The 25,111-nt window shown below is 66.7% G+C and carries 20 protein-coding genes; 2 read left to right on the plus strand and 18 right to left on the minus strand.

Annotation, left to right across the window (positions count from 1 at the left end):
* Positions 1-42 precede the first annotated feature (42 nt).
* From C4S73_RS21965 to C4S73_RS21980, 4 genes are all read right to left on the minus strand, one after another.
* Positions 43-375, minus strand: coding sequence for a hypothetical protein (locus C4S73_RS21965; RefSeq protein WP_103874712.1), 333 nt, complete (start codon positions 373-375; stop codon positions 43-45).
* A complete protein-coding gene (locus C4S73_RS21970; protein ID WP_103874714.1) occupies positions 365-613 on the minus strand; it encodes a hypothetical protein in 249 nt (82 codons plus the stop codon). The genes C4S73_RS21965 and C4S73_RS21970 overlap by 11 nt, the downstream gene beginning before the upstream one ends.
* Positions 614-726: 113 nt before the next feature.
* The gene (locus tag C4S73_RS21975; RefSeq protein WP_103874715.1) at positions 727-1,506 is read right to left on the minus strand and encodes a VOC family protein; all 780 of its coding nucleotides are present in this window, start codon (positions 1,504-1,506) and stop codon (positions 727-729) included.
* Positions 1,507-1,563: 57 nt separating this feature from the next.
* Positions 1,564-2,166, minus strand: a complete 603-nt coding sequence (locus C4S73_RS21980) for a nitroreductase family protein (protein ID WP_103874716.1) — start codon at positions 2,164-2,166, stop codon at positions 1,564-1,566.
* Between the two features lie 363 nt (positions 2,167-2,529).
* Here C4S73_RS21980 and C4S73_RS21985 point away from each other — a divergent pair, with 363 nt between their 5' ends.
* Positions 2,530-3,405, plus strand: coding sequence for an aldose 1-epimerase family protein (locus tag C4S73_RS21985; protein ID WP_103874718.1), 876 nt, complete (start codon positions 2,530-2,532; stop codon positions 3,403-3,405).
* Positions 3,406-3,487: 82 nt separating this feature from the next.
* Here C4S73_RS21985 and C4S73_RS21990 read toward each other — a convergent pair whose 3' ends face one another.
* The 5 genes from C4S73_RS21990 to C4S73_RS22010 form a co-directional block, all read right to left on the minus strand.
* On the minus strand, positions 3,488-4,843 hold the full coding sequence (locus tag C4S73_RS21990; protein ID WP_103874719.1) for a four-carbon acid sugar kinase family protein: 1,356 nt from the start codon (positions 4,841-4,843) through the stop codon (positions 3,488-3,490).
* A gap of 6 nt (positions 4,844-4,849) precedes the next feature.
* On the minus strand, positions 4,850-6,124 hold the full coding sequence (locus C4S73_RS21995; RefSeq protein WP_103874721.1) for a ribulose-bisphosphate carboxylase large subunit family protein: 1,275 nt from the start codon (positions 6,122-6,124) through the stop codon (positions 4,850-4,852).
* 159 nt (positions 6,125-6,283) lie between these two features.
* The gene (locus C4S73_RS22000) at positions 6,284-6,823 is read right to left on the minus strand and encodes a VOC family protein (RefSeq protein ID WP_103874723.1); all 540 of its coding nucleotides are present in this window, start codon (positions 6,821-6,823) and stop codon (positions 6,284-6,286) included.
* 33 nt (positions 6,824-6,856) lie between these two features.
* On the minus strand, positions 6,857-8,743 hold the full coding sequence (locus tag C4S73_RS22005; RefSeq protein WP_103874725.1) for a TRAP transporter large permease: 1,887 nt from the start codon (positions 8,741-8,743) through the stop codon (positions 6,857-6,859).
* A 55-nt stretch (positions 8,744-8,798) separates the two neighbouring features.
* Positions 8,799-9,815 (minus strand): TRAP transporter substrate-binding protein, encoded by a 1,017-nt coding sequence (locus C4S73_RS22010; protein ID WP_103874727.1) that lies wholly within the window; start codon positions 9,813-9,815, stop codon positions 8,799-8,801.
* A gap of 117 nt (positions 9,816-9,932) precedes the next feature.
* On the opposite strand from C4S73_RS22010, the gene C4S73_RS22015 reads away from it, so the two are divergent.
* Positions 9,933-11,027: a LacI family DNA-binding transcriptional regulator gene (locus C4S73_RS22015; RefSeq protein ID WP_244595724.1), complete on the plus strand. Its 1,095-nt coding sequence runs from the start codon at positions 9,933-9,935 to the stop codon at positions 11,025-11,027.
* Positions 11,028-11,228: 201 nt separating this feature from the next.
* Here the strand turns inward: C4S73_RS22015 and C4S73_RS22020 are convergent, their stop codons facing one another.
* The 9 genes from C4S73_RS22020 to C4S73_RS22060 all read right to left on the minus strand — a co-directional run bounded on the left by C4S73_RS22020 (position 11,229) and on the right by C4S73_RS22060 (position 25,020).
* Positions 11,229-12,812 (minus strand): ABC transporter substrate-binding protein, encoded by a 1,584-nt coding sequence (locus tag C4S73_RS22020; protein ID WP_103874728.1) that lies wholly within the window; start codon positions 12,810-12,812, stop codon positions 11,229-11,231.
* Positions 12,809-14,332: a serine hydrolase domain-containing protein gene (locus C4S73_RS22025; protein WP_103874730.1), complete on the minus strand. Its 1,524-nt coding sequence runs from the start codon at positions 14,330-14,332 to the stop codon at positions 12,809-12,811. Before C4S73_RS22025 ends, C4S73_RS22020 begins: the two co-directional genes overlap by 4 nt.
* A 50-nt stretch (positions 14,333-14,382) precedes the next feature.
* Entirely contained in the window at positions 14,383-15,528 is a 1,146-nt protein-coding gene (locus C4S73_RS22030; protein WP_103874862.1) for an amidohydrolase, read from the minus strand.
* A gap of 140 nt (positions 15,529-15,668) precedes the next feature.
* On the minus strand, positions 15,669-16,547 hold the full coding sequence (locus C4S73_RS22035; protein ID WP_103874863.1) for an ABC transporter permease: 879 nt from the start codon (positions 16,545-16,547) through the stop codon (positions 15,669-15,671).
* 17 nt (positions 16,548-16,564) lie between these two features.
* A complete protein-coding gene (locus C4S73_RS22040; protein WP_103874732.1) occupies positions 16,565-17,506 on the minus strand; it encodes an ABC transporter permease in 942 nt (313 codons plus the stop codon).
* A 378-nt stretch (positions 17,507-17,884) separates the two neighbouring features.
* Positions 17,885-19,486, minus strand: coding sequence for an ABC transporter substrate-binding protein (locus C4S73_RS22045; protein WP_103874734.1), 1,602 nt, complete (start codon positions 19,484-19,486; stop codon positions 17,885-17,887).
* 116 nt (positions 19,487-19,602) lie between these two features.
* The gene (locus C4S73_RS22050; protein WP_103874736.1) at positions 19,603-21,072 is read right to left on the minus strand and encodes a M81 family metallopeptidase; all 1,470 of its coding nucleotides are present in this window, start codon (positions 21,070-21,072) and stop codon (positions 19,603-19,605) included.
* Positions 21,073-21,428: 356 nt separating this feature from the next.
* Positions 21,429-23,009, minus strand: a complete 1,581-nt coding sequence (locus tag C4S73_RS22055) for a sulfite reductase subunit alpha (RefSeq protein ID WP_103874738.1) — start codon at positions 23,007-23,009, stop codon at positions 21,429-21,431.
* Positions 23,010-23,223: 214 nt separating this feature from the next.
* On the minus strand, positions 23,224-25,020 hold the full coding sequence (locus C4S73_RS22060) for a NirA family protein (protein WP_103874740.1): 1,797 nt from the start codon (positions 25,018-25,020) through the stop codon (positions 23,224-23,226).
* Positions 25,021-25,111: the final 91 nt, after the last annotated feature.

The following is a 25,111-nucleotide window of genomic DNA, read 5'->3' on the forward strand; positions in this document are numbered from 1 at the left end:
GCATAGCATGTCATCACCGGGAAGGGAGAGGCACGACCTGCTTCAAGCGCGCCCCTGAACCTCGATACGCAGGAGATCGATGCCCGGGGCCGGCGCGGCGGTGGCCGCGAGCGCGGCCTGCATCGCGGCGATGTCAGCAAGCGGGCTCGGCTGCCAGCCGCAGGGGCAGGACCGGTCGCCCTGATGCGCATCGGCCACTTCGCGATAGACCGATCCGACCGCCTCGGCCATCAGCTCGATCACCGCCAGCGGCGAAAGCTGGGTGCCGTGCAGCGCCTTGCAGAAGGCGACCATGACGGTATCGCGGATATCGCTGCGGATCGTGTCCCAGGGCTCGGGCGCGTGGGGCTCCCGCATATCGGCTTCAGGCGGCACGGCTTGTCTCCAGCGTTGAGCGCCTGGCCTCGGGCAACGCCACGGCCATCAGGTCGATGAGCCGCTGCATCCGGGGCGGCAGCGCCAAGCTGGCCGCGATATCGGCCGGGCCCTTTGCAAGCGCAATCGCGCGGCGCAGTTCCAGCCGGCTGGCCTGGGTGCGGACGACCTCGCGAATGATGATCTCGTCGATCCGGCCGATCGCCGCCGCGACGTCCGCCTCTGTGATCCCGCCCATCCCGCCACCTCCGTCCGCGTTGATTCTCCAGACCAAGCGGACAGATAGGCGCGAGCGTCGCCCTGTACAAGTATTTGTTTTTATTAGATAAATAGAATTATTCGAATGTAGCCTTAGAACGAACGGACAATCTCCAGCCGCGCGCCATGGGCGAGCCCGCGATCGAGCACCTTGTCCGACGGGCCGTAAAAGGAGATCGCATAGGCGCCCTGGCCGCGCCTGCCGAGATGGCGCGTCAGGCCTTCGCAGGCCTCGGCGCGCCCCTCCGCCAGCGACAAGGTCTGGCGTTCCAGCCGGAACTGCACGAGACCGAAGCCCAGGCCGGGCACGCCGCCGCTGGACGCAGGCGCCACGCCAAGCAAGGTGCGATAGCGCGCCGTCGAGACGGCGAGATCACGCACCGCCACGGTCACGCCCGCGACGCCAGTCACGCCGTTGGCATGGCGGCGCGCAGCGCCTTCGGGCACGCGCAGGGCACGCGGCGTGACATCCTCGACGAGGAAGGGGATATCGGGCTCGGGCGGCCGGGCCGAGCGCCAGGCGAGGCGCACGCCATCGGGCTGCAGACGCGCCCCATCGATCGGCCCCTCGATCTCGATGCCTCCAGCGCGGGCGCGGGCAAGCCCCTCGTCGAGACTGTCCGGCAGCAGGGCGTAATCAACCAATCCGCTGCCGGCCTGGTCGAGCACGCGCCACCAGCGGAAATCCGGCACCGGGCGGGAGAAGGCGATGATCTCCAGATAAGCGCCATCCTCGAAGGCGACCAGCGCATTGCACGAGCCGCGCGGATGCTCGCCGCCCTCAAGCACGGTGAAGCCTAGGGTCTCGTAATCCGCAACCGCCTGATCGAGATCGGTGACGGCGATGACGATGTGATCGATGGACAGCGGCATTGGATCTCCGGTCACGCTGAACGTGGCATGGCGCGTCAAGGACGGAAAGCGGCGATATCAAGCCGCCGGAAACGCGCCTTCGAAGGTCGTCGCCGTGATCGGATTGCGCTGGCTCGGCGTCTCGCGCGCCCGCATCGCTTCCGGCAGTTGATCCTTGTCGCCGGGCTTGCCGATCGCGATGGCGGCCTCGACGCGATAGCCGGCGGGCACGTTGAGTTCCGTCACGGCGCGCTCGCGGTCGAAGCCGGCCATGCCATGCGCCTGCCAGCCCAGCCGGGTGGCCTGCAGAGCCAGGCTCGCCCAGGCCGCGCCGGCATCGAAGGAATGGCTGTGGGACGGGATTTCCTCGTCCTTTCCGGGGACCGCCATCGTCTCCTTGGAGACGACGATGATCAGGGCCGCGGCATTCTTCGCCCAGGACAGGTTGAACGGGTTGAAGAGGCCGAGCAGCCTGTCCCAATGGGCGGTGCCGCGCCTTGCATAGACGAAGCGCCAGGGCTGGGAATTATAGGAGGACGGCGCCCAGCGCGCCGCCTCGAACAGCACCTGAAGATCGGCCTGCGAAATCAATTCGGGGGTGAAGGCGCGCGGCGACCAGCGCTCCAGGAAAATCGGATCGATCGCGTGATCCGCCGTGCGGCCGTTGGCGCTGGTCGTCATGGTTCGCTGTCCTGGTCGGAAAATGAGAGCGGCGCGGAGCCGTCGAATGAGGGGCCTGCAAGATCGAATTCGCATCAGGGATGGTCAAGGAAACGGTTCACGCGAATAAGCGGCCAAGCCGGAAGGATCTGCTTCGCAGGACAGGTTTTGGAGCAGAACAGTGCTTTCGGGTGGATTTATCCCGTTTGCCGTCACGTCTGCGTGAGTCGTTGGCGGGTGGAATTCGACCGTCCCTGAGTGCATTTGGTTAGCTTGGAACCACCGCGTCATGCTGGACATGCGGCGCGGTCAAATGGCCTCGCGCGACGTTCCACACCGCCATGCGATCGGCTATCACGGCAGCATCGCAGGAACGGACGCAGCATGATCGACCAGCACATTATCGGGTCAGAAACCCTTTCGGCCACGATCAAGGCCGATGGCGCCGAGCTCATCAGCCTGTCGAACAAGGATGGCGAAGCACTCTGGCATGGCGGCCCGGAATGGCCGCGCCATGCGCCGGTGCTGTTCCCGATCGTGGGGAAACTGACCGACGACACTTTGATTCATGAGGGCAAGGCCTATCGCCTGACCCAGCACGGCTTTGCCCGCGACAGCCTGTTCGGCTGGGTCGAGCGCACGAAGACCCGCGCCGTGCTGCAGTTGCGCGAGAGCGCCGCCACGCTTGCCACCTATCCGTTCCGCTTCGTCCTGCAGATGATCTACGAAGTCGAGGGCACGACGTTGTCGGTGACGTCGCGGATCACGAATCCCGGCGATACTGTGCTGCCTTGCGGGATCGGCGCGCATCCGGCCTTCCGCTGGCCGCTGGCGGAGGGGGTGGCGCAGGAGGCGCATCTCCTCGCCTTCGAAAAGCCTGAGCCTGGACCGGGCCTCGGCGTGGCCGGCGGCCTGCTCGGCCCGGAAATCCCCCTGCCTTTCGACGGCACCGAATTGGCTCTAGCCCCCGCCCTCTTCACGAACGACGCAATCGTCATTCCCGCCGTCGAAAGCCGGTCGGCGCGCTTCGTCGCGCGCGACGCTGCGGGCGCGACGAAGCGCAGCCTCACCGTCGACTGGGACGGCTACAAGGACCTCGGCATCTGGTCGAAGCCGAGCGGGGCGCCGTTCCTGTGCATCGAGCCCTGGTTCAGCATGGCGAGCCCGATCGGCTGGCAGGGCGAGATCGTGGACAAGCCGGGCATTCTGCTGCTGCCGCCGGGACAGGCGCGCGACTTCGTCTGGCGGGTGACGCTGTAGGGGTTCTGTCTGGGCTCGGAAACACCGCGTCATCCTGGGCGACCGCAGGTCGGCCCGGGATCCATCATAGAGCGCTATCGCCCTACGATGGATCCCGGATCTGCGCCGCTGCGCGGCTTGTCCAGGATGACGGCGCGTTTCCGTGCACGATCACATTTTGTGCCAGCGCAAAAAAGTCAGGTGGCCCCATCTGGCCGCCCTTCAGGACGATATCGAGGCCGTCCAGGTGCTCGTCATCGCTATGCGCGCGGCAGAGCGGCGCGCCCGCAACCAGCGGCGCGCGATAGGACAGGCCCCAGATATCGAGCGATTTGATCGCGAGGCTTGACGTGTCGCCGCCAGCCACGATGAGCCGGGACAGCCGGGTCTCCGCGATAATAGCGCGCAGCAACAGCCCCGTGGCAGCCGCGACGCCGCCCGCATTCTCCGGAGCCTGCGAAGGCCGATCGGTTATCAGCATGACATTGCCGTCCGCGAGCAGCCGGACGGTCTCTTGGCGCAGCGCCTCGATATAAGCGGGGTCGCCGAGGAGCCTTTGCGGATCGATTGCGAGCTTCCCGAAACCCGAGGCCCCCTCGACCTGATTGCGGGTCACCGGCGAGAGGCTGCCGACCAGCGCCAGCACCGGGCCATCGCGCATCGGCGACCTGTCGCCCTGCGGAAGATCGGCGTGATCCACCGCCTCGCCCCAGACGCCCGCGAGCGATTGGGCGACAGAGCTCGGGCCGACCGCGAGCATCGGAAGCTGCCCGAGCCTTTGCGAAATCAGTCGCCCGATCACGGCCAGATCGGAGACGCTGGAGACATCTAGGAGGACCGCGTCGGGCTCGGTGGCCAGGCCTGTGGCGAGCGCATCCTGCGCCGTTTCGTCATAGCTGCGGTAATCGACGAGGGCGATCCGCTCAAACCCCTGTGCCGCCAGATGCCGGCGCAGATCGGCCTCCGCCATCGGCGTGACCGGGTGGACGCTCATGGTGGGGTGGCGGTCGATGCGGTGGACCGGGCCACCAATGCCCGCCGCTGCGAACAGGTTTCCGAACAGGCAGTAGCGTCCGAGATTGGGCTGGCCGCCGACGACCGGCAGGAACGGGTTGCGGAAATGCGGGCGCAGCGCCCTGACGGCCGCGCCGATGCTGCCGACATGCGGGGCGCTGTCGAAGGTCGAGCAGCATTTGTAGTGGAGGATCGAGACGCCCTGCCCGGCGAAGAAGCGACCGGCTTCGTCAAGCTCCAGCGCCATGGCGTCGGGCGCCATCGAGCGGGTGGCGCCGGCGATGCCGAGCGCATCGAGAGGCCCGGCGGCGGCCATTTGCGCGGGCGTCGGGATGCGCAGGAAGAGCAGCGCGCGCCGGCCCTGCTCGGCCAGCGCCGACAGGGTGTCGGTGGCGCCGGTGAAATCGTCGCCATACCAGCCATAGAAGGGGGACGGGCTCGCCATAACGCGTCAGCCGGCGGCTTTGCCGAAGAAATCGAGCGCCTGCCGCAGTTCCGCATGCGAGCGGGCGGCAGCGTCCAGCGAGGTGCCGTCGGCGACGGCAGCCCAGGCCTGCCGGATGCTGGCGACGCCCGCCGCCGGGCCGCCGGGATGGGCGAGGATGCCGCCGCCCGCCATGAAGAGCAGGTCGTCATGGCCGATCGCGTCCCAGGTCGGCTGGGCCGTGCCGGCCCATTGGCCCGAGGAGAAGGCGGGCAGCACGCGGTCGTCGATGCCCGCGCTCAGCGGCGTCACGCAATCGCGCGCCGAGGACACGACCTCCGCATCTTCCTGCGCGAATTTTCCCTGCAGGCCGTGGACATGCATGTGGTCGATGCCGGCGAGCCGCCAGAGCGTCTGGTAGGCCTGGAAGGAGATGCCGAGCAGCGGGTGGCGCGAGAGCGCGCCGAAGCCGTTGCGGTGGCCATGCAAAGCGAGATCGGTGGCGCGGCGCAGGGTCTCGATGGCGGAAAAGCCGCACCAGTTCAGGCTTGCCATGACGCAGGTGCCGCCCTCGCGCGCCACGAGATCGGCATGGCGTTTCATAGCGTCGGTCTCGTCGGTGATGTTGAAGGCGACCATCACCGCCTTGCCGGTGCGATCCTTATGGCGGCGCACGACCTCCATCACGGCCGGCACGCGTTGTGCCAGCGGCGCATGGACCGGGTCGGCCGAAATCTCGTCATCCTTGATGAAATCGAGGCCGGCTTCGCAGAGCTTCGCGACCAGCGCAGCGGTTTCCGACGGGCTCAGGCCCACATTGGGCTTGATGATCGAGCCGACCAGCGGACCGCTTGCGACGCCGGTGAGCTTGCGCGTGCCGGCAATGCCCTGCGTCGGCAACGGGAAGCGGCTGCGAAACGAGGCCGGCAACGTGATCGTATCCAGCCTGAGGCCCGTCACCTCGCCGAGATCATAGAGATTGCCCGCCACGATCGAGGCCAGCGTCGCCAGATTGGCGCCGACATTGTCGACGGGGAAGGAGATCGCGATGCGGGCGCGGCGCCATGGCCCGGAGATGCCCTTCTTCGCCAGCCAGGCATTGGGCAGGCTCGGCGTATCGGCCGTGTCGAGCGCCTCCACCTTCGTGACGACCGCGCGCGTGCGGCTGCGCAATTCGTCGGTCTCGCCGGCGACGCGGGTGAAGGTGCCGCTCGACTGCTCGCCGGCCATCACCTCGGCAACCTTTGCAGGGTCGAGCGGGGTCTCGATCAGATAGGTGGCTTCGAAGCGGTCGCTGGTCATCGGGCCGTCTCGCTGACGTTGCATTTGTCGAGCCCTCATCGACAGAAGCAGGGCGTAAGCCCTGCGTCTCGAAGGATGGCTCCAGCGTAGTCTGGACCATCCTTCGAGACGCCGCTACGCGGCTCCTCAGGATGAGGGCTGAGGGATTACAGTCGAGCCTCAGAGCTTGCTGAGATCCGGGAAGGGCCGGACCGGGTCCTTGCCGTCCCAGGTCTCGGCGGCCTCGCGGATCAGGCGGAACATCTCGCCCTTGGGGCCGGCGACCTCGGAGAGCTCGATCACCGTGCCCGGATGGTAGTGGGTGTCGAAATAGACGAAGCGCCCGCGCTCGCCGACCTCCCCCGACATCACCGCCTTGAAGCCCTGCTTGGTCAGGCGCTCGAGATCGGCGTCATAGCTGTCGGTCCAGTAGGCGACATGCTGGAGGCCGGTATGGCCTGCGTCCGTGAAGTCCTTGTACATGGACGGCACGGCATTGCGGCACTGGATCAGTTCGACCTGGAGCGGGCCGGAATTGGCCAGCGCGACCGAGTTGTGCGGCTCGTAGGCCTCGCCCTTGTAGCGATAGTTTTTGATGGGCACCTTCGGATTGTAGAAGAAGGGACCGACGCCGAGCACCCGGCTCCAATAGTCCATGGCCGCCTCGATATCGGGGACGACATAGCCAGCCTGACGGATCTGGCCGAAGAAGCGGCTCATGACGGGTGCCTTTTTGTTGGAAGCGCGAAAGCTCTAAAACTTCAGGAAGCCGGTGGAGAACCAGGGCACGGCCGCGACGACGATGAGGCCTAGGAACAGCGCCAGCATGTAGCCGCCGATATATTTCAGGCCCTCGTCGGGATTGACCTTGCTGATCGCGCAGGCGCCGTAATAGCCGACGCCGAAGGGCGGGGCGAAGAGGCCGATGCCCATCGCGAACACTACCACCATCGCGTAATGCACCTCGTGCACGCCGACCTGCTTGGCGATCGGGAACAGCAGCGGGCCGAACAGCACGATGGCAGGAATGCCTTCGAGAACGCTGCCGAGGATGATGAAGGCGACGATCGAGATGGCGAGGAAGCCCCAGGTTCCGCCGGGCACCGACGCCATGGCGCGGGCGAGGTCCTGCGAGAAACCCGATTGCGTCAGCCCCCAGGCCATGGCGGTGGCGCAGCCGACGATGAAGATGATAGCGCCGGTCAGCGAGGCCGTGTCGATCAGCATCTTCGGCAGGCGACGCCAGTCGAACTGGCGGTAGATCACCAGCCCCGCCACGATCGAATAGACGATGCCGATAGTGGAGACTTCGGTCGCGGTCGCGACACCCTCGACGACCGCCGCGCGGATGACGAAGGGCAGCGCCACGGCCGGCAGCGCGATCAACGCGAGCTTGGCGATCTCGCGCTTCGACTGGCGCACGACATGGCTGAGATCCTCGCCGCGATAGCGCCACCAGACCACGATGCAAAGCGCCAGGCCCAGCACGACCGCCGGCAGCATGCCGCCGGTGAAGAGCGCGGCGATCGAGACGCCGGTGACGGAGCCGATCGTGATCAGAACGATGGAAGGCGGAATCGTCTCGGTCTGCGCGCCGGTCGCCGCCAGCAGGGCGACGAGATCGCCGGGCTTGGCGCCGCGCTTCTTCATTTCCGGGAAGAGCACGGGCGCGATCGCCGCCATGTCGGCGATCTTCGAGCCCGAGATGCCGGAGACCAGATACATCGCCCCGACCAGCACATAGGACAGGCCGCCCCGGACATGGCCGAGCAGGCTGGCGAGGAACTGGATCATCGCCTTGGCCATGCCGGTCATCTCGATGAGCGCGCCCAGAAAGATGAACAGCGGCACGGCGAGCAGGATCAGATGGCTCATGCCCTCGTCGAGCCGGCCGACCATGACGATCAGCGGCGTCGTGGTGGTGCAGGCGAGATAGCCGAAGGTCGCAAGCGCGAAGGAGAAGGCGATCGGCACGCCGGAGAAGACGTTGAGCGCGACGACGCCGACGAAGAAGATGATGAGGTTGAGCTTGCCGAGCGGCTTCAGCGCCGGGCCGGCGAGCCAGAACAGCAGCACGAGCGCAACTGTGATGCCGACTGCGAGCAGGACCGGCTTGAGCTGGTTGAAGCGCAGCAGCCTTGCGCCAGCCGCCAGCAGCATCAGCCCCATGCCGATCGGGATCGCGGCCGCGCGCCAGGCATTGGTGATCTCCAGCGCCGGAGTGACGATGAAGCTCTCCTCCTCCGCATATTCGATCGCATGGGGAATGATCAGCAGCAGGAAGGCGATCGAGGCCGTGATCGCCAGCGCTTCCAGCAGCGCGCGCGTGCCCGGTCCGACACGGCTGACGAGGCCGGTCATGCGCATGTGCTCGCCACGCCGCAGCGCGACGACGGTGCCGAGCATGGAAAGCCAGAGGAACAGGATCGAGGCCAGTTCGTCCGACCAGACCAGCGGCGCGTGGAAGACGTAGCGGGCGGTCACGCCGGCCGCCAGGATCACCATCTCGATCAGCACGAGCAGGGCTGCGGCGGCCTCGACCACGCCGCCGATCACCCGGTCGAACCGGTCGGCCGCCCGCCCGAGCCCGGTGGTGGGCGGGGCGGCCTGTGCATGCATCGTCGCTGCCTGGATATCCATGGGGCGCTTCCTGTTGTGTTTTTTTATGCGCCTTATAGGCTCGCGACAGCTTTTGTCAGGCGAGTTTTCCGACAGCGCCTTCAAGCAGTCCCCAGGCTTCCGCTCCGAAACGCTCCTGCCACTCCTTGTAGAAGCCCGCATCGCGCAGCTTGGCGCGGAAGCTCTCTGGATTCGTCTTGTTGAAGGCGAGGCCCTTCGACTGAAGATCGGCCTGAACCGTCTCGTTCAGCGACTTAATGTCACCGCGCTGCCTGACGCCGGCTTCGTTGATCGCATCGCCGACGATCGTCTTGATGTCGGCCGGCAAAGCATTCCAGGCGCGACCATTGGCGATGAACCAGAAACCGTCCCAGATATGGTTCGAGACGGCGCAGTTCTTCTGGACTTCGTAGAGCTTGGCGACCTGGATGATCGGCAGCGGGTTCTCCTGCGCGTCGACGACCTTGGTCTGGAGCGAGGAATAGACCTCGCTGAACTGGAGGCTGGCGGGGGCCGCATCGAGCGACTTGAACATCGAGATCGAGAGCGGGCTGACCGGCACGCGGATCTTCAGGCCCGACATGTCCTTGGCCTGCTCGATCGGCTTGCCCGAGGTGGTCATCTGGCGGAAGCCGTTATCCCACATCTTCTCGAAGGCGAAGAGGTTCACCTTGGCGATGGCGGCGCGGACATGGGCGCCGAGCGGGCCGTCCATCGCCTTCCAGACCTGATCGTAATCGGCGAAGGCGAAGCCCACCGCGTTGATCGCCGCGACCGGCACCAGCGTCGCGATGACCAGCGCCGAGGGAGTGAAGAAGGTGATGCCGCCATTGCGGACCTGGCTCAGCATGTCGGTGTCGCCGCCGAGCTGGTTGTTCGGGAAGATCTTGATCTCGACCCGGCCGTTGGTCTTCGCCTTGACCTGCTCGGCAGCTTCAGCGGCGCGGACGTTGAGCGGATGGCTGAGCGGCAGGTTGTTGCCGTATTTCAGCTCGATCTCGGCGGCGCGCGCGACATGCGGCATGCCGATGAGTGGAATGGCAGGCGTGGCAGCAAGCGTGCGCAGCACCGTGCGGCGGGTCACATTGGTCATCGTCACCTCCCTGGATCGCTATGCGACCTGATTGATCGTCGTGTTCTTGCCAAAACGATAGGAATTGCGGATGAGGTAGGTCAAACTCAATTTCTGATGTCTTTTGATGGATTTTGAATGAAACGGGAGCCGAGCGACCTGGCGCTGGAGATGCCGGCGGACATGCCCGCCGATGCGGCGCCGAAGCGCCGGCAGATGGCTGGGATCGCCGATGTCGCGATTCTGGCCGGCGTTTCCACCGCCACCGTCGACAGGGTGCTGAACCAGCGGCCCGGCGTGCGCGCTGTTACGGTGCAGCGCGTGCTCAAGGCCGCGGCCGAACTCGGCTATGTCATGGATGGCGCGCTGCCGGCGAGCGCGCTCAAGCCGCTGCGGCTCGCCTTCCTGCTGCCGGCGGGCACGAACCGCTTCCTCAGCATGCTCGGCCGCTCGATCGCCAGTTCGCAGGACCAGCTCGCCTCCTTCAACATGCGGGCGCGGGTCGATTACATCGAGAGCTTCAAGCCGGAACTGCTGGCGCAGCATCTGCGCCGCGTCGGGCGCGATGTCGACGGCATCGCCTTCATGGCGCTGGAGCATCCGACTGTGCGCGAGGCCGTGGACTGGCTCGCCGAACGCGACGTGCCGACGGTGACGCTGATCTCCGACATCGCCAACACCCGGCGCGCGGCCTATGTCGGGCTCGACAACCGCTCGGCGGGGCGCACTGCCGCCTATATCATCGCGCGCTTCATCGGGCCCAGGCCCGCCAAGGTCGCGATGATCGCCGGCAGCCTGAGCTACCGAGCCCATGAGGAGCGCGAGATGGGCTTCCTGCACCTGTTCCAGGAGGTCTTCCCCGCGATCGAGGTGGTGGGCCTGCGCGAGGGCCATGACGAGGAGGCCCGCAACTACCGCCAGACCAAGACGCTGCTCGCGCAGCATCCCGATCTCGCCGGCATCTACAATATCGGCGGCGGCGCCGAGGGCATCGCGCGCGCGCTCAAGGAGGCCGGACGCCAGAACGATGTGGTCTTCGTCGGCCACGGCCTGACGCCCGATACCCGCGCCCTGCTGATCGACGGCACGATCGACGCCGTCATCACCCAGCATCCGCAGGCGGCGCTGATGAGCTGCATCTCGATCTTCGCCAATCTCCGGGCGGGACGACCGGCCAGCGAAGGCACGACGCGCGCCAATACCGAGATCATCTTTCGCGAGAACCTGCCCTGAGGGATGGTGGGCTCCCGTTTATTCTCCGACCGACCCAACCCCGTCATCCCGGGCGTAGCGAAGCGCAGACCCGGGATCCATCGTAGAGCTCCGTTCCCTACGATGGATCCCGGATCTCCGCGGCTTTGCCGCTTGTCCGGGATGACGGCGCGGGTCCGTGTTCGGGCGGGCTGCCCTGGGGTTCAGACCAGCCGGCACGTCTCACTTCTTCTCGATGTTCCAGAACAGCATGACCGGCGCGGCCAGCACGCCGGAGACGTTGATGCGCTTGGCATAGGGCTGGTTGAACTGGCCGAGCACGCGATAGGGCTGCATTTCGGCAAGGCGCCTGTGCAGAGCCTCGACCGCCACTTTTCGGCTGGCGTCGTCGGGCGCATCGACCACCGCGCCGCGCAGCTTCTCGGCCTGCGCGTCGCAGGGCCAGCCGGCCCAGGCCTTTTCGCAGGCCATGTTGGTGCCGATATTGGTCAGCGGCGACTGCATGGTCGCCCCCGAGGCAGTGGTGACGAACAGGTTCCAGCCGCCCTGGTCGTTCGTGCCCCGGTTCTGCTGGCGCGTCGTGACCGTGCCCCAGTCGGAGAATTGCAGATCGATGTTGAAGCCGACCTTCTTCAGGCTGTCGGCAGCGACTTCGGCCATGCGGCCGATCGGCGCGATGTCCATGCTCGAGCTGAGCACCAGCTTCTCGCCCTTGTAGCCGCTCTCCGCCAGCAGCTGCCTGGCCTTGGCGAGATCGGGCTTGCCGAACATCTCCGCGCCCGCCTCTGTGCCGTTGGGACCGCCGCAGATGAAGTAGGAATTGCAGCGCTTCCACCATTCCTCGTCGCCATAGCCACCGGCCAGGAAATCGGCCTGATCGGTGGCGTAGGCCAGGGCGAGCCTGGCCTTGGGATTGTCGAAGGGCGGGTGAAGCTGGTTGGGCCGCAGCATGACCTGGTTCGACAGGTTGCTGTAGCGCTCGACCTTGACGTTCTTGTCGCGCGCGACGACCGGGATCAGGTCCTGGCTCGGCTGCTCCCAGATGTCGATCTCGCCGGTCTGGAGCGCTGCGGCTGCCGTCGCCGGATCGGGCATGATCATCCACTCGACCCGGTCGACCTTGACCACGCGGCCGCCGGCGAGCCCGTCGGCGGGCTCGGCGCGCGGCACATAATCGGGGTTGCGGTCGTAGACGACCTTGGCGCCGCTGCGCCATTCCGCCTTGTTGAAGCGGAACGGGCCGCTGCCGATGGTCTCGGTGACCGGCTTCATCGGGTCGCTGGTCGCGTCGCTCTCGCGCATGATCACGGGGATCTGCCCGACCGCCGAGCCCAGTGCGAAGGGCACCAGAGCCATCGGCCGCTTCAGCTTGAGCTTGAAGGTCCTGTCGTCGACGGCTTCCATACCCTCGGTGTACTCGCCGAGCTTGCCGCCGATGGTGTCGCGCGCCATCCAGCGCTTCAGCGAGGGTATGACGTCTTTCGTCGTCACCGGCTGGCCGTCATGGAATTTCAGGCCCGGCCGCAGGGTGAAGCTCCATGTCAGCTTGTCGTCTGAGGTCGAGAAGCTCTCGACCATCTGCGGCTTCGGGTTGAGGCTGGCATCCCAGGCGAACAGCGTCTCATAGATCATCAGGCCATGCATGCGGGTGATCACGATCGAGGCCGCGACCGGGTCGAGCGTTTTCAGATCGGCATGGGGCGCGACGCGCAGGATGCGCTCCGGCGCGGGCTGGGCCTGCGCGGCAGCACCGGGAAACAGGCAAGCCGTCCCGAGCAGAATTGCGGCAATGCGTGCGGAGATCATGTGGTCGCTCCCTTGGCTATACGATCGAATTGCAGGACGCGCGCCCTGTGGCTGGCAAGCTTGAGCGACCCGTCGGCCTGCAAGCAAAGACAGGGCCGATGCCGCCAGGGGCCGTGCATGAGATCGGCCAGGGCGCGGCCGCCGGGCAAGGGCGTGAGGGTGGATTCGACCCCGACGCCGCCAGCCCAGGGCATGCGGGCGGTGCCATCGGCCCGGATCGCCATCTCGACGCCGAAGCTTCGCTCGCGCCATGTTCCTGCCAGACTTGCGTCCAGAGGCGTCGGCGGAACCCGCGTCAGGCGACGGCGCATACCCCCGATCATGCCCTCGACGACGTCGTCGGCCGCGTGCCGCAACCGGATGTCGAGATAGGCCGGCAGGCTTCGCATTCCGCCCGCGCCGTCGCTGACCAGCCGCTCATAGCCGCCCATGACGCTGATCGCGTCCGGGGTGAATTCGGCCCAGAACAGCCCCTCATCCTCGGCGAAGAGGCCCAGCGGTGCGCCCTGAACCGGCGCGGGCAAGGCCTGGCCGAGCAGAGCCGCAAGGACGCGCAGAGCCGGCCAGAGCGCATCCTCCTCGCGATTGGTCAGCACGACAACGCCGACACCGAGGGCCGGCGCCATCAGAACATGATTGCGGTAGCCCGGCAGCGAGCCGCCATGGCCGACCAGCGCGACATCGCCCAGCCTGCTGCTGACCAGCCCGAGGCGATAGGCGCTTTCGCTGCCATCAACGAAATGCCGCGGCGCGGTCAGCTTTTCCAGCATGCCGGCCAGCGGAGCCCGCCCTGCCAGCAGCGCCGAGGCCCAGCCCGCCAGCCCGGCCGCGCTGCCGGCCATGCCGCCCGAGGCCGAGAAATGCGGGCCATAGCGCCCGCGCCGCCAGCCGGTCTCGCCGCGCCAATAGCCCGTGGCGAGCCCCGGCACGACCTCGCTCTCGTCGTTGACGAAGCGGATCGGCAGGCCCAGCGGCCCGACCAGCCCGGCGACGGAAGCGCGATAGGCCACCCCCGTCCGGCTTTCCAGAATCGATTGCCCCAGACGCCAGCCGGTGTTGGAATAGGCCATTTCCGTGCCGGGGGCGGCGTTGAGGCCGGGCAGGCGGCGCAGAACGGCGCCGATCTCGTCGCGGCCCAGGCTGGCGGTGAAGGGCGAGCCCTGCTGCCAGAGCACCTCCATCATGTCCGGCAAGGCGCCGCTCATGTCGAGCGCGCGCCCGAGCTGCACCTGCGCCAGCGCCTCCGGCAGATCCTCGAGCCAGTTCCCGAGCGGGGCATCGAGCGGCACGCCCTCCAGCAGCAGCAGGGTTGCAAGGATATGTTTGCTGATCGAGGCGAGGCGATTGGTCGTGTCGGGCGTGAACGGCAGGCCATGCTCGATCACCGCGAGGCCGCCGCCAAGCGCCTCTTGGATGCCGTCGCGATCGAACAGCACGATGGCACCGCCGGGACCGAGCTCGCGCGTCCAGCCCTCAGTGATCTCCGTGGCTTCAGTCAGCGCCTGCGACCAGTCGAGCATCCAGATGTCCTTTCGTCCTGCCAGCGGGACCGATCGTTTGCCGCCGCCGCTCAGCCGAGCATGTTGCGCAAGGCGCGCATGAAGACGCGCGAGCCGGGCTCGATCAGGGCGTCGGGGAAATCATAATCGGGATTGTGCAGGGCCGGTGAGGTTTCGCCCGCGCCCAGCAGGAACATCGCCGATTTCGCCTCCCGCCCGAACAGGCCGAAATCCTCCGAGCCGCGCTGCGGTGCTGTCGGCCCGTGCTTGAACTTCTCGTCGTCGAGCGCCCGGCGCAGCAGGGAGACCGCCTCGGCGTCGTTCTCGCAGTGATGGAAGACGTCGTGATAGGTCATCGCGGCGACAAGACCCGTCTGCGCCGCCACCTCCTGCACCAGTGCCTCGGCCCTCTCACAGAGCGAGCCCATCTGCGCATCCGTCAGGGTGCGCAGCGTCGCCCAGATCTCGGCGCGGCCCGGCGCGATGCCGAAAGCCGCCTCGCCGATCGTCGCATGGGTGATCGTAACCAGCGCATACGCCTCGTCGAGCGAACCACCGGGGCCAAGCGCGGTCAAGGCCGGCATCAGCCGCGCCACCGCCGGCATCGGCGAAACGCCGAGCTCGGGCGTGGCGGCATGGGACGTCGTACCGGACAAGACGATCCTGAGGCCGCGCGACGCACAGTTCGCCGGCCCCTCGGACAGCGCGACATAGCCGAGCGGCAGGCCGGGCTTGTTGTGCAGGGAGAAGGCGAAGTCGGGGGCGATCTCGGCGAATTTCGGATCGGCCAGAACGGCGGCGGCTCCGGCGCCGGTCTCCTCCGCCGGCTGGAAGAGCAGTACGGCGCGGCCGCGCCGGGGCCGGTCGCGGCCAAGGCCGCGCGACAGCGCCGCGATGATGGTCATGTGCCCGTCATGGCCGCAGAGATGGCCCTTGCCCGGCACAGCGGAGCGATGCGCGCTTTCGGATATTTCCTCGATCGGCAGGGCGTCCAGCTCGGCCCGGATCATCACGGTTGGGCCGGGCTCGCGCCCCTCATAAACAGCCGCGACGCCATGGCCGCCGAGGCCGGTGATGACTTGGTCCGGCTCGCTCGACGCCAGGAAGCTCACCACAGCGCGCGCCGTCTCCCGTTCCTCGCCCGAGATTTCCGGGGCACGATGCAGCTGATGTCTCCATGCGACGAGATCGACGACATCCTTGTTGGTGAGAAACATGCGGTGACCCTTGCGGACGGTTGGACGAAGCAGCCGGCGCGAAAGCCGGGTCGGCAGGATCGCCAACCCGGCCTGACCCGCAAGCCTCAGTTTGTGATGGGTGACGCGAGCCGCTCACATGAGTCGCGATGCTGCTTGCGTCACATCCGGCGGGAGAGCCGGGGATCGAGCTTGTCGCGCAGGCCGTCACCGAGAAGGTTGACCGCCAGCACGACGAGGGCAAGCGCAATCGCGGGGCAGAAGATCGTCCAGGGCGCACGCGCGAGGTAAAGCCTGCTGGACGCGATCATGTTGCCCCAGCTCGGGATTTCCGGCGGAACGCCCGCTCCCAGAAAGGACAGCGAAGCCTCGACCAGGATCGCCGAGGCGCAGATATAGGTCGCCTGCACGATCAGCGGCGCGATCGTGCTCGGCATCAGATGGAGCAGGAGGATGCGCGGCGTGCGCGCGCCGCAGGAGACGGCGGCCTCGACGAAGGGCAATTCGCGCACGCTGAGCACGATCGAGCGGACGAGCCGGACCACACGCGGGAGTTCGGGGATGGCGATGGCCGCGACGACGACGCCGATGCTGCCCTGGTTGAGCGCGACCAGCGCGATGGCGAGCAGGATCGCCGGGATCGCCATCAGCCCGTCCATCAGCCGCATCACGACCGCATCGACCCAGCGATAATATCCGGCCATCAGCCCGATCAGCAGGCCGATCAGGATCGAGATCGTCGCGACGCTCAAGCCGACGATCAGCGAGACGCGCGCACCATGCACCGTGCGTGCGAAGACGTCCTGGCCGAGATGGTCGGTGCCGAACCAGAACTGGGCCGAGGGCGGCAGCAGCCGGCGCGTCGGCGCCTTCAGCATCGGATCGCCGGAGAGGAGCGGCGCGAAGATCGCCACCGACACGAAGAAGAGCAGGATGGCGCCGCCCAGCAGCATCGTCGGGTTGCGGCGCGCGAAACGCGCGATGCGGGCGGGTAGGCTGCGCCGCGCAGGATCGGCGGTGGGCACGGTGATCGCGCTCATGATCGTTTGCCCGGCCATCAGTAGCGAATCCTTGGATCGATCAGCGTGTAGGAGAGATCCACCAGGAGGTTGACGAGGACATAGACGCCGGAGAACAGCAGGATGACGCCCTGGATGATCGGGTAATCGCGCTTCGAGATGGCGTCGACGACGAGCCGGCCGATGCCGGGGATGTTGAAGACCGTCTCGGTGATCACCACGCCGCCGATCAGCAGGGCGACGCCGATGCCGACCACGGTGACGATGGGGACGCCGGCATTCTTCAGCGCGTGCTTCATCAGCATGGTGCGGGTCGCGACGCCCTTGGCTTTGGCGGTGCGGATGTAATCCTCCTCCAGCACGTCCAGCATCGAGGCGCGGGTCATGCGCGCGATCAGCGCGACATAGGCGAGGCCCAGCGTCAGCGTCGGCAGGATGAGATGCAGCAGCCAGGGGCCGACCCCTTCGACGATCGATCGATAGCCCTGCACCGGCAGCCAACGCAGCTCGATCGCGAAAATGTAGATCAGCGCATAGCCAACGACGAAGGCCGGCATCGAGAAGCCGAGCACCGAAAAGCCCATCAGGACACGGTCGACAAGGCTGCCGACCCGCCAGGCGGCGAGCACGCCGAACGTGACTGCGATGCTGACGGCAAACATCATGGTCAGCAGGGCCAGAGAGAGCGTCGGCTCAAGGCGCTGGAGGATCAGCACGCTGACCGGCGTGTTCGAGAAGATGGAGACGCCGAGATCGCCCTGGATCACGCGCAGCGCCCAGCGCCAGAACTGGACGAGCAAGGGGTCGTCGAGCCCGAGGCGCTGGCGGATGGCGACGATCTGCTGCGGCGTCGCATAGTCGCCGGCGATGATCGCGGCAGGATCGCCCGCCGAGAAATGCAGGAGCAGGAACACGAAGATGCCGACGAGCGTCATCACCAGGATGGTCGATGCGAGACGCTGGGTGAGATAGCTGAGCATGAATAGGACGTTCTCCCTCGGCGTTCCCGCCCGCCTCGGTCCAGCACTGCGCGGGCTAGATCATTTCGCGTTCAGGTTGATCTCGATTGGTCATCCCGGGCGCAGCGTAGCGGAGACCCGGGATCCATTCCGGAGCGCTTCCGACAGAGCTTCCGGAATGGATCCCGGATCGGCGCCGCTTCGCGGCTTGTCCGGGATGACAACGCTCCCAACCAACGCGTGCGGTGCCTTGCATGGACATTAACGTCATCCTGGGCGACCGCAGGTCGTCCCGGGATCCATCGAGGAACAGTGTGCCTTACGATGGATCCCGGAGCTGCCCGCTTGCGCGGCTTGTCCAGGATGACGGCTCTCCATCCAGTCGACATGACAGGGCGCCTAGCCCTTCTTGACGTTCCAGAACGGGATCAGCTCTGGCATGCCGATGAGCCCGGTGAGATTGCGCAGCGCCGCAGGCTGGAACCACTGGCCGTAATACATGTGCGGCACGAAATCCCAGGCGTTCTGCTGCATGTCGCGCGCGATCTGCTTGCGCTCGGCGTCGTTGGCGGCAGCCGCCCATTTGTCGCGGAAGGCCTCGTGCTTCTCGTCGGTGGGCCAGCCAAACCAGCCCTTCTCGCCATTGGCGGCATGGCCGCTGAGCGCGACCGGGTTGCCGAAGGCGTTGACCGAGCCCGAGGTGAAGAAGACGTTCCAGCCGCCCTGATCGGGCGGCGCCTTCACGGCGCGGCGGGTGATGACCGCCCCCCAGTCGGAGGCCTGCAGCGAAACGTTGAAGCCGGCCTGTCGCATCCATTGCGCGATCAGGGTCGCGGCATTGTTCATATAGGCGATGTTGGTCGCATGCAGCACGACCACGGGCCGGCCGTCATAGCCGGATTCCTTGACCAGCTGCTTGGCCTTCTCGATGTTCTGGCCGCCCTTGAACCAGTCGATATTGGCGTCGTTCTCCATCGGCGTGCCCATGCCGAACAGCGAGGAGCAGCCGCGGAAGTACTTCTCGTCGCCGAAGGTCGCCTTCATCACCTCGGTATGGTGGATGAGATGCAGCATCGCCTGGCGGGCCTTGACGTTGTTGAACGGCGGATGGAGCCAGTTGACGCGCGCCCAGCCGAGCTGGCCCTGCTTGTTCAGCACCTCCAGCTTGATCGCCTTCTCGCCCGAGAGCGTGTCGAGCAGGTCGACATTGGGGTATTCGATCATGTCGATCTCGCCGGCGCGGATCGCGGCGATGGCCGTCGCCTCATCGGCGATGTTCTCGTAGATCACGCGGTCGACATTCACGACCTTGCCACCGGAGGTGAAGACGGCCGGCTCCGAGCGCGGCACGTAATTCGCGTTGCGGTCATAGACGTAGCGCTGGCCCTGGACGACGGCGTCCTGGTTGAAGGTGAAGGGCCCCGAGCCGAGGATCGTGGTGATCTGCTGGTTGGGGTCGGTCTGCGCTTCCTTCTCGCGCATGATGTAGCAGGCATTGGTCGCAGCCTTGGCCAGCCATTCGACCGCGAGGCTGTAGGGCTCCTTCATCACGATCTGGAAGGTCTTGTCGTCCTTGATCGGCGTGTCGGCGAGGCGGGCCATCATGTGCTGGCCGCCACCGTCGCGCGCGCCCCAGCGCCGGATCGAGGCGACGCAATCCCTGGCCGTGACGGGCGTGCCGTCGGTGAAGCGCAGGCCGTCGCGCAGTTCGAAATTATAGGTCTTGCGGTCGTCCGAGAGCGACCATTTCGAGACCATCTGCGGCTTGGGCTCGAATTTGTCGTCCACGCCGAACAGCGTGTCGTAGACCATGGCCGCGTGGTAGGAGGTCATGTTCGCGGTCGTCCAGACCGGATCGAAGACGCGCAGATCGCCATGCAGCACGGCGCGGATGGTGCGGGCAGCTGTCGGCGTCGTTTGCGCCCGGACGCTGGCCGGAGCGGCGGTCAGCGCACTGGCGGCGATACCGCCCTGAACAAATCTGCGGCGTGTGGTCGTCATGTCGTTCTCCTCCCCAGGATAGTCATGCACGGATATTCGCGGCCTGCGGGCATTCGCCCCGTCTGGCCGGTCAAGGGCATTAACTCACGGTGCGAACCTCCTTCGCAAGCTCCAAATCAGACCACGATGCGGCCGGGCGGCAGCGGGTCATGCGGCCAGAGCGGCCGGTCGATCTTGCGATAGGGATATTTGCGCACGTCGAGATGCGAGGGGCCGCCGCCATCGGTGTAGATCACCGCGCTGGCGATCGGCCCGTAGGCCGCGTGGAAATGGTTGGTCGACTTGACACTGACGATGCGCTTCTGCGTCGGGTCGATGCCGACGCTGGTGAAAATCTCGAGCCCCAGCGCCTGCGTGCGATGCGAGAGCAGCGCCACGTCGATGCCGTCGATGCGGATGCCGACGGCGTCGCCGATCGGCACTTTTGCCGTGCCGAAGCTCTGCGTGCCCCCGCGGATGGCGCCGAGCACGGTGACATCGCCGTCGACAGGCGCGCCCGATGTGGAGGCCGCCTTGCCGCCAAAGCGCAGCGGAATGGTCGCGCCGACGCCCGCCGTCAGGCAGAACGCGACGGCGACCGGGTCCCAGACCGGGCCGATGGCCGCATCGGTGATACCGCGCTCGCGCATGCGGTGGATGATGTTGGTGTTGTCGGAGGCCGCGCCGCCACCGGCATTGTCGGTTGAATCAGCGATCACGCTCGGTCCGTTGGCGGTGCTGCCCAGCGCCCTGTCCAGCGCCTCGTCAAGCGGCACGACCGGCGGCGCGAACTGGCCTTTCAGCGAACGGAACTCCTCGCCGAGCGCTGTCGCCAGCGCATCTCCTTTGGCCTTGGCATTGTCGGTGACCACCAGTACGCGCGTGCCGATCTCCGGCACATCGCCCTGCTGGAAGCCATGGGCGAGCGAGACCGAGAGCACGCCGTCCTTGCCTTCGAGCGCGCTCATCCTGTCGACGAAGGCGCGGCCGGGCTCGCGCGTGGTCGGCACCAGCTCGATCATCCGGCAATCGTAGAGCGACATCACCGGCCGGATTTCGCCGCGCACGGTCGCCAAGATGATGTCGACCAGTTCCTCGGCGCGCTCGACGAAATCGGTGTGCGGATATTCCTTGTAGAGGATGATCGCGTCAGCCAGACGCACGCGTTTCTCGGTGAGGTGGCAATGCGGATCGAGCTCGACGCCGATCGGCACTTTCGGCCCGACGAGCGCGCGGACATGTTCGAGGATGTCGCCCTCGCAATCGTCATAGCCATGGGCGACCATCGCGCCGTGGAGGCCGAGCAGCACACCGTCGACCGGCAGCACCGCCTTCAACTGCGCGAGGATTTCGTCGCGCATCTCCTCATAATCGGCCTTGGCGCAGGTCCCTGACGGCTCGGCCCAGAAGCAGGAGCCTTCGACGAGCGTGAACCCGTCACGCTGAGCACGCTGCCGCGCCACATAGAGCGGAGCCGTGGTGTGCGTCGCGCGGTCGGGGTGCTGCCCGGCCGGGAAATAGGCGGAAGCTTCGAAATTCGCGCGGGATGTCGGTATCGGCGAGAAGGTGTTGGTTTCGGTGGCAAGCGACGCAGCGAACAGGCGCATAATCCGGAAGCCTCCCCAATTTTTTATAGCGGGGAAGGTCCGATGGCCGCGCCTGATCTGTCAAGGCGCTGCCGCGCGGGGCTGGCCGAATGCCGTCAAGGGACGACAAATGGCGCTCAACGTGGCAGACGGCAGGGAGTATGGCTGAGCCGCCTGTAGGCCACCCAGCGTCGTCTCGCGTTCGACCGCTTGTGATCACACTCGGAACCACACCATCATCCCGGGCGACCGCAGGTCGACCCGGGATCCATCGTAAGGCTCGGAGCCCTCCGATGGGTCCCGGATCTGCGCGGCTTCCCCGCTTGTCCGGGATGACGCGGTGTTTCCCGACCTCCTCAAATCAAATTGGTCGGCAGTCAGTAGACATCGGCCTGATAGCGCCCGGCCTTTTTGAGGTTTGCGACATAGGTGACAGCCTCGTCGACTGAACGTTTGCCGTGCTCGGCGACGACATCGACCATGGCGCGCTCGACATCCTTGGCCATGCGCTTGGCATCGCCGCAGACATAGAAATGCGCGCCCTCCTCCAGCCAGGCGAAGAGTTCGGCACCGCGCTCGCGCATGCGGTCCTGGACATAGATCTTGTCCTTGCCATCGCGCGACCAGGCCAGTGTCAGGCCGGTGAGGATGCGCTCCTGCTTCATGGCGTTCAGTTCGTCCTCGTAGAAGAAATCGCTGGCGCGGCGCTGATGGCCGAAGAACAGCCAGTTCCTGCCCGACGCCTTCGTCGCCTTGCGATCATGCAGGAAAGCCCGGAACGGCGCGATGCCGGTGCCCGGCCCGCACATGATGACCGGCGTCTCGGGGTTTGCCGGCAGGCCGAAGCCATGGGCGCGCTGGACATAGACCGGCACCTTCTCGCCGGGCTGGACACGCTCGGCCAGATAGGTCGAGGCCACGCCCCAGCGCGGGCGCGTGCCTATCTTGTAACGCACCGTGTCCACCGTCAGCGAGATGCGGCCGGGGATCGCGTTATGCGAGGACGAGATCGAATAGAGGCGCGGCTGCAGCGGATCGAGCGCCTCGACGAAGGCCTCGGGCGAAAGCCGCGCGCTGCCGAACTTGTGCAGTGTGCCGAGAACATCGAGCCGGTCGAGATCGCCATCGGGATCTTCGCCAGCTGCCAGCCGCTTGGCCTTAGCGCGGGTTTCGGCACCAGTGACGTAGGAGATCAACTGGAACAGCGCGTCGGGCGCCGGCCCGAGCGCGACGTCGCCTATCAGAATATCGCGCAGGGTCTTGCCGTTGATCATCGCATCGGGCCGGGCGCCGAGCAGGGCGATCACCGCATCGGCGAGACGCGGATCGTTCTGTGCGACGATGCCGAAGGCGTCGCCGACGATATAATCGAGCCCACACTCCGAAAGATCGAACTCGACATGCCAGGTTTCCTTCTCGGAGCCCTCGCCATTGAGCTTGCGACGCGAGAGGAAGGTGGCGAGCGCCGGATTTTCGCGCGAGCGGCCGATGGGTCCGGTCGGGGCGGCCGGAACACTTTCGGCCGGGGCGGCGGGCACTGAGCCTCCCTCCTCCACCAGCACCTTCAGCATCCGCAGCGTGTCCTTGCCGCCGGGCGCACAGAGGTTCAGGCGCGGTTCCTTGCCCTCGGCGATCGCGGCCGAATAGGTCTCGCAGACATAGCCGCACTGGCCGCAATCCTGCTGCGCCATCGCGGCGAAGAGCTTGCGCGGCAGCGGCTTGCCCTCGGCGAGCTTCATGCGCTCGGGCAGCTCCATCGCCGGATCGTGCCAGGGTGCGCCGTCATCGGCCGCGCCCATCACCGCCGCATTTTCGGAGGGCGAGAGGGCGGTGACGCCGGCATTGTCGAGCGAGAGCAGGCCGGCAAAGAAGCCGTTGAGCCAGGAGCGCTGCGCTTCGCTGAAGGGGGCGGTTTCCGGCAGGACCTGGACGATGGGGGATGGGGTTTGGACGGTCATGCCACATCCTTTCCGAAACAGCGGGCCGCGACGCTTGCCGCCCCCTCCCCCCGCTTGCGGTGGGGAGGGTTGGGGTGGGGGGCAGTGCCGCTCGGCTCGGGTGTCAAGGACAGAGCTCTGGCTTTCCGGCCCCCCACCCTAGCCCTCCCCACCGCAAGCGGGGGGAGGGAATGCGGCCTGCCGCAACCATGATGCTCAATCGAGAGATCTGCGCTCACGCCGCCCCTCCTGTCTCGGCGACCAGCGCCTGCAACGCCGCGATCTCATGGCGACGGGCGAAGGCCACGAAGCTTTCATCCGGCGTGGCGCGATGTGCAGCCCATGTGCGCAGCACAGCCTCGACCAGCGCCGGTGCGTCCTCCGCCCTGACCTTCTCGCGGAAGGGCCTGGCCATGCCGCCATCGACGCCATAGCCGCCGCCGACGAGCAGATCGTAGCCGGGCACGGTGTCACCATCCTCGTTGACCGGAACCTTCGCGCCGATCAGGCCGATATCCCCGATATAGTGCTGGGCGCAGGAGTGGTGGCAGCCGGTCAGGTGGATGTTGACGGGCGTGTCGAGCGTGATGCGCGGCTCGCAATGGGCGGCGATGGCGAGCGCATCCTCCTTGGTGTGGGCTGCCGCGAATTTACACCCCGTGGCGCCGGTGCAGGCGATCAGCCCGGCGCGCAGGATCGAGGTTTCGGCGGAGAGGCCGATGGCCTGGAGGTTCGCCAGCGCGTCCTCGACCCTGGCGTCGGGCACACCGGAGATCAGCAGGTTCTGCCAGACGGTGAGGCGGATATCGCCATCGCCGCAGGTATTGGCGATCGCGGCGATGGTGCGCATCTGGGCGACGGTGAGCTTGCCGACCGGCAGAGCCACGCCGATCCAGTTCAGGCCGCTTTGCACCTGCTCGTGCACGCCGATATGGGCGAGGCGGTCATAGACCGGGCGCGGCTTCGCGAAGGCCGCATCGATGCGGATCAACTTGCGACCGAGCTTGTCCTCGACGGCGTCGAGGAATTTGTCGAAGCCCCAGGCGTCGAGCACGTATTTAAGCCGCGATCTGGCGCGGTTGGTGCGGTCGCCATTGGCGATGAAGACGCGCACGATGGCATCGGCCACTGCGACGGCGTCGGACGGCGCGACGATGACGCCGGTGTCGCGGGCGAGGTCGTGATGGCCGGTGATGCCGCCCAGCGCGAGGCGATACCAGATGCCGGGCGCGACCGGCTGGCCGTCGAAGGCGGCGCCCTCCCCGATCTCGATCGCCTGGAAGCCGATATCGTTGGTGTCTTCCAGCGTCGCGATCGAGCCCGCGCCGTCGAAGGCGACGTTGAACTTGCGCGGCAGGCCGTAAAGCGAGCGGTCGTTCAGGATGTGATGATGCCAGGCGCGGGCATGGGGCCGCGTATCCAGCAGTTCGAGCGGGTCGATTCCCGCCGTGGCCGAGCCCGTGACGTTGCGGATATTGTCGGCGCCCGAGCCCTTGGCGGTGAGCCCGAGATCGGCGAGCCCCTCCAGCAGCAGCGGCGCGTTTTCGGCCGATATCTCGCGGACCTGCAGGTTGGCGCGGGTGGTGACATGGGCATAGGGGCCGCAGAGCTTCTCTGCGAGATCGGCCACGCCCTCGAACTGCCAGGCCTTCAGGATGCCGTTGGGGATGCGCAGCCGGCACATGTAGCTGTTCTGGGCCGGCGCGACATAGAACAGGCCGTGATAGCGCCAGCGGAAATTATCCTCGGGCTTGGGATAGATGCCGGCATTCGCCTGGTCCTTGAAGCGCGCATAGGCGTCGAAAGGGTGCTCGGCCGCCTTCCACTTTTCCTGGTCGACGAGTTTGCCGCCCGCGGCGATGGTGCGTCCCTGCGCTTCCGTATGCTCCTTGTCGGGTCCCGACGGTGCGGCCTTGCCGCTGCCCGGAGCACCGCCGAGCGGGCCGAGACCACGCGCGGCGCGCGCGGACTGCATGCCGCTCATGAAGCCTTCGAGATAGCGCTTCTGATCAGGGTTGAAGTCTTCGCTCATGGCAGCCGCCCTCCCTTCTCCCCCCGGGGGAGAAGGTGGCAGCGCGAAGCGCTGACGGATGAGGGAAGTCTTGCCTCGTCGCGGTTCCTTC

The organism is Allobosea lathyri, from assembly GCF_900108245.1.
Lineage (GTDB): Bacteria > Pseudomonadota > Alphaproteobacteria > Rhizobiales > Beijerinckiaceae > Allobosea > Allobosea lathyri.

Bases quoted from the DNA above. Each gene is read 5' to 3' on its own strand.
- C4S73_RS21970 (WP_103874714.1), bottom strand. From the start codon at position 613: ATGGGCGGGATCACAGAGGCGGACGTCGCGGCGGCGATCGGCCGGATC.
- C4S73_RS21975 (WP_103874715.1), bottom strand. From the start codon at position 1,506: ATGCCGCTGTCCATCGATCACATCGTCATCGCCGTCACCGATCTCGAT.
- C4S73_RS21980 (WP_103874716.1), bottom strand. From the start codon at position 2,166: ATGACGACCAGCGCCAACGGCCGCACGGCGGATCACGCGATCGATCCG.
- C4S73_RS21985 (WP_103874718.1), top strand. From the start codon at position 2,530: ATGATCGACCAGCACATTATCGGGTCAGAAACCCTTTCGGCCACGATC.
- C4S73_RS21990 (WP_103874719.1), bottom strand. From the start codon at position 4,843: ATGGCGAGCCCGTCCCCCTTCTATGGCTGGTATGGCGACGATTTCACC.
- C4S73_RS21995 (WP_103874721.1), bottom strand. From the start codon at position 6,124: ATGACCAGCGACCGCTTCGAAGCCACCTATCTGATCGAGACCCCGCTC.
- C4S73_RS22000 (WP_103874723.1), bottom strand. From the start codon at position 6,823: ATGAGCCGCTTCTTCGGCCAGATCCGTCAGGCTGGCTATGTCGTCCCC.
- C4S73_RS22005 (WP_103874725.1), bottom strand. From the start codon at position 8,743: ATGGATATCCAGGCAGCGACGATGCATGCACAGGCCGCCCCGCCCACC.
- C4S73_RS22010 (WP_103874727.1), bottom strand. From the start codon at position 9,815: ATGACCAATGTGACCCGCCGCACGGTGCTGCGCACGCTTGCTGCCACG.
- C4S73_RS22015 (WP_244595724.1), top strand. From the start codon at position 9,933: ATGAAACGGGAGCCGAGCGACCTGGCGCTGGAGATGCCGGCGGACATG.
- C4S73_RS22020 (WP_103874728.1), bottom strand. From the start codon at position 12,812: ATGATCTCCGCACGCATTGCCGCAATTCTGCTCGGGACGGCTTGCCTG.
- C4S73_RS22025 (WP_103874730.1), bottom strand. From the start codon at position 14,332: ATGCTCGACTGGTCGCAGGCGCTGACTGAAGCCACGGAGATCACTGAG.
- C4S73_RS22030 (WP_103874862.1), bottom strand. From the start codon at position 15,528: ATGTTTCTCACCAACAAGGATGTCGTCGATCTCGTCGCATGGAGACAT.
- C4S73_RS22035 (WP_103874863.1), bottom strand. From the start codon at position 16,547: ATGAGCGCGATCACCGTGCCCACCGCCGATCCTGCGCGGCGCAGCCTA.
- C4S73_RS22040 (WP_103874732.1), bottom strand. From the start codon at position 17,506: ATGCTCAGCTATCTCACCCAGCGTCTCGCATCGACCATCCTGGTGATG.
- C4S73_RS22045 (WP_103874734.1), bottom strand. From the start codon at position 19,486: ATGACGACCACACGCCGCAGATTTGTTCAGGGCGGTATCGCCGCCAGT.
- C4S73_RS22050 (WP_103874736.1), bottom strand. From the start codon at position 21,072: ATGCGCCTGTTCGCTGCGTCGCTTGCCACCGAAACCAACACCTTCTCG.
- C4S73_RS22055 (WP_103874738.1), bottom strand. From the start codon at position 23,009: ATGACCGTCCAAACCCCATCCCCCATCGTCCAGGTCCTGCCGGAAACC.
- C4S73_RS22060 (WP_103874740.1), bottom strand. From the start codon at position 25,020: ATGAGCGAAGACTTCAACCCTGATCAGAAGCGCTATCTCGAAGGCTTC.